The sequence below is a fragment of the Kitasatospora sp. NPDC059803 genome (genome assembly GCF_042732255.1).
In the GTDB taxonomy this organism is placed as follows: domain Bacteria; phylum Actinomycetota; class Actinomycetes; order Streptomycetales; family Streptomycetaceae; genus Kitasatospora.
Genome location: NZ_JBHWIJ010000481.1, coordinates 1 through 3,697, shown reverse-complemented (window position 1 = coordinate 3,697; position 3,697 = coordinate 1). Strand labels below are relative to the sequence as shown.

Annotated in this window: 3 protein-coding genes and 1 pseudogene; 2 read left to right on the top strand and 2 right to left on the bottom strand. The window is 71.3% G+C overall.

What is annotated here, in order from left to right:
• Positions 1 to 93: 93 nt before the first annotated feature.
• Positions 94 to 825, bottom strand: a pseudogene (locus tag ACFV6I_RS38430) (GntR family transcriptional regulator); the annotation flags it as partial.
• 285 nt (positions 826 to 1,110) lie between these two features.
• On the opposite strand from ACFV6I_RS38430, the gene ACFV6I_RS38425 reads away from it, so the two are divergent.
• Complete coding sequence (locus ACFV6I_RS38425) at positions 1,111 to 1,905, top strand: exodeoxyribonuclease III (RefSeq protein ID WP_380430816.1); 795 nt, start codon at positions 1,111 to 1,113, stop codon at positions 1,903 to 1,905.
• 34 nt (positions 1,906 to 1,939) lie between these two features.
• Here the strand turns inward: ACFV6I_RS38425 and ACFV6I_RS38420 are convergent, their stop codons facing one another.
• Positions 1,940 to 2,269, bottom strand: coding sequence for a hypothetical protein (locus ACFV6I_RS38420; RefSeq protein ID WP_380430814.1), 330 nt, complete (start codon positions 2,267 to 2,269; stop codon positions 1,940 to 1,942).
• Positions 2,270 to 2,352: 83 nt separating this feature from the next.
• On the opposite strand from ACFV6I_RS38420, the gene ACFV6I_RS38415 reads away from it, so the two are divergent.
• Positions 2,353 to 3,396: an IS630 family transposase gene (locus tag ACFV6I_RS38415; protein WP_380430811.1), complete on the top strand. Its 1,044-nt coding sequence runs from the start codon at positions 2,353 to 2,355 to the stop codon at positions 3,394 to 3,396.
• The last annotated feature ends 301 nt before the right edge of the window (positions 3,397 to 3,697 follow it).

Genomic DNA, 3,697 nt, shown 5'->3' with positions numbered 1-3,697 from the left:
CCCGGCGGCGGGCCCTCCGCCCCCGGGCCTGGGGGGTCGCGTACTTGGTGCTCCGGGCGGGGGGCCCCCCGCGCCCCCCCCCCCCACCGGGGTGACCTCGACCAGCCCGGTCGAGCCGAAGGTCAGCTTGCAGGTGTCGGCCCGGTAGGTGGCGACGGCGAGCGCCACCAGGCGGCCGGCCGACGCGTACTGGGTGGTCATCACCAGCACCGGCGAGCCGGGCGGGCGCTCCAGCAGGGCGCCCTCGGCGGCCTCGGCGACACCCAGCTCGACCGCGCGGGACTCGCCGTCCACCTCCAGCCGCTCCAGCTGGCGCAGCACCGAGCGGGCCCGGTCGCTCTCGGCCCGGAAGCCGGGCAGGTGCGGCAGCGCGGCGGCCGGGACGTGCAGCGACTCGGTGGCCACCGCCCGGCCCTCCACCAGGCGAACCCGGCGGACGGTGTGCACGGTGGCGCCCTCGGCGATGCCGAGGCCCTTGGCCAGCTGCGCCGGGGCGGGGGCGGTGGTGCAGTCGACCGTCCGCCACGCGTGGTTGCGGCCGACGCCGGGCCAGCCCTCCTCCTGCCGGTTGACCGGGACGCCGACCCGCGGGGCGGCGATCAGGGTGCCGATCCCCCGGCGGCGCACCAGGCGGCCCTCCAGCTCCAGCTGGTCGAGGGCCTGCCGCAGGGTCGCCCGGGCGACCCCGAAGCGGGCGGAGAGCTCGCGCTCGTTGGGCAGGACCTGGCCGGTGGAGAACTCCGAGTCGATGGCCCGCAGCAGCACCGTGCGCAGGTGCCAGTACTTCGGTTCCGGCACCGCCGAAAGCTGTCCAGTCGTCCCCACCGTGTCCTCCACCCTGCTTGTCCACCCTGCGGTAAGGAGGTCGGATCCCGAGCCCGCTGTCCGCGGATGCGGCAGGTGGGAGAGCGGGCTTTTATCCGTCCTTCTTTATTAAAGGTCTTTGCAGTAAGCGACCCTAGGGGCATCGTCCGGAGATGGTCAAGACCAATGGCGCGGCTTGGTGCGACTGTCGCACACATTCATGCCGCGTTCACGTCATCCCACGGCCGGTGCGCGTCACGCTTCGGCGCAGGCCCCGGCACTCGGTAGGCTGCCCGGGTGATCGTGGTGACGAGTGTGAACGTGAACGGAATCCGGGCGGCAGCCAAGAAGGGCTTCGTCGAGTGGCTGGCCGGCACCGAGGCGGACGTGGTCTGCCTCCAGGAGGTGCGCTCCGAGCCGGAGCAACTGCCCGTCGAACTGCGCGACCTCGACGGCTGGCACGCGGTCTGGGCCCCCTCCGTCGCCAAGGGCCGGGCCGGCGTCGCCGTCCTGTCCCGCCAGGAGCCGCAGCGGACCGTCATCGGATTCGGGTCCGAGGAGTTCGACAACACGGGCAGGTACGTCGAGATCGACCTGCCGGGGCTGACCGTCGCCAGCCTCTACCTCCCCTCCGGCGAGGTCGGCACCGAACGCCAGGACGAGAAGGAACGCTTCATGGCGGAATTCCTCGTCCACCTCACCGCCCTCCGCACCCGCGCCGCCGCCGACGGCCGCGAGGTCGTCGTCTGCGGCGACTGGAACATCGCCCACCGCCCCGAAGACCTCAAGAACTGGAAGGCCAACCAGAAGTCCGCCGGCTTCCTCCCCGAAGAACGCGCCTGGCTCTCCCGCGTCTACGACGAAGCCGGCTACGTCGACGTCGTCCGCACCCTCCACCCCGACCGCACCGGCCCCTACTCCTGGTGGTCCTACCGCGGCCGCGCCTTCGACAACGACTCCGGCTGGCGCATCGACCTCCAGGTCGCCACCCCGGGCCTCGCCGCCAAGGCCGTCGAGGCCTACGTCGAGCGGGCCGCCACCCACACCGAGCGCTGGTCCGACCACGCACCGGTCACGGCAGTGTTCGATCTGAACAACTAGTGCTGCTCTGCGGAAGTTCGTGGAGGGGTGTTGATCAGATAGCCAGTCCGCTGAGGTAGAGGCCGCCTGCGCAGTCGAGGGCTTCTTCCGGGGAGCCGGACGGTAGCCCGCTGGGCAGGAAGTTGTCGCGGTAGCTGTCGTTGCTGGCCAGGTAAAGCGAGAATCCCCAGGTGTGGAGTACGCCGGTGAAGCGTAGGCGGCACAGTGGAAGGCTCTGGCCACCGGGCAACTCGGCGGCGACGTAAGCAAATCCGGCACGGAAGCGGACCGTGATGGCGTCCACGTGCAGCCAGCGTTCACGGGCGTGGCGGTTCAAGCGCTGGCGCAGGTGGTGCTGCATCGATTCCGGCGGGTTCTTCGGCACAGGCCCATCCTGCCGGGTGCGGCGGCGGCCCGCCATGATCGGTGGCCGTGCGTGGTGATCAACGGGCGGGGACGGCGGTCGCGGTGGTGCTGGAGACGGGGGTCCGCGAGCGGCTGGACAGGACAGCGGCTTCGGCGAAGTCCGAAGTACGGGCGGTGTTGCGGGCGCGCATCGTGCTCGCGGCGGCGGACGGGCTCGCCAATGGCGCGATCGCCCGGGAGCTGGATGTCAGCGTGAACACGGTGCGCAAGTGGCGGGGCCGGTTCGCCACCCTGGGTCTGGGCGGCCTGCGGGACGCCGAACGCTCGGGCCGGCCAAAGGCCTACGGGCCCGAGGTCCGCATGGCGATCGTGGCCACTGCCACCAGCGCGCCACCGCATCCGGAGTCGACCTGGTCGCACCGCGCCATCGCCCGACGGGTGGCCGACACTTGCTTCGCGCCGGTCTCCGCCTCCCAGGTCGGCAGGATCCTGGCCGGCCTGGACCTGAAGCCGCACAAGGTCCGTGGCTGGCTCACCCGCCGGGACACTCCCGACTTCTGGCAGCGGGCCGCCGAGGTGTGCGCCCTCTACCTGAATCCGCCCGAGGGCTCGGTAGTGCTCTCGATCGACGAGAAGACCGCGGTCGCGGCCCGCTCGCGCCGCTATCCCGGGCGTTCCGCACGCCCCGGCGAGCCGGCCAGGCGGGAGTTCGAGTACCGGCGCCACGGCACGGTTTCCCTCGTGGCCGCGCTCGACGTTCGCACCGGCGAGGTCCTCACCGAGGTGATCGCCCGCAACGACGCGGCGACCTTCACCGCGTTCCTGAACCAGCTCGACCAGGCGATCGCACCCGGCAGTGAGATCCACGTCGTGCTCGACAACGGCTCGTCCCACACGGCCAAACACACCAAGGCGTGGCTGGCGGCCCACCCACGCTGGCACGTCCGGTGGACCCCGCCGCACACCTCGTGGCTCAATCAGGTCGAGTTGTTCTTTTCCGCCCTGACCCGCCGAGTCGTGCGGCATGGCGACTTCGCCAGCCGCGACGACCTGATCGAGAAGCTGGAGGCCTACGTGATCGGCCACAACGAGACCGCCAAGCCCTACCGCTGGACCTACGAGGGCACCCCACTCAAGGCAGCCTGATCAACACCCCTCCACGAACTTCCGCAGAGCAGCACTAGGACGGCGGGTCGGGTCGGGTCGGGTCGGGTCGGGTCGGCCGAATGTCGACGCCGACACCGCCGACCCGGACGAGGCCTTCGCGGCCTGGCGCCGCGAGTGCGACCATGCCCGTCAACTCGTCGCCGCCGAGTCGTTGGACGTCCTGGGGCACTACGGCGAGGAGGTGCGACTAGGGGCTCTCTTTCGGATCACGTCGGATCAGCGCGCGGCGTCGGAGTGCGTGCATCGCAAGGCGGAGGAGGGAGTCCATGCGGAGTATCGG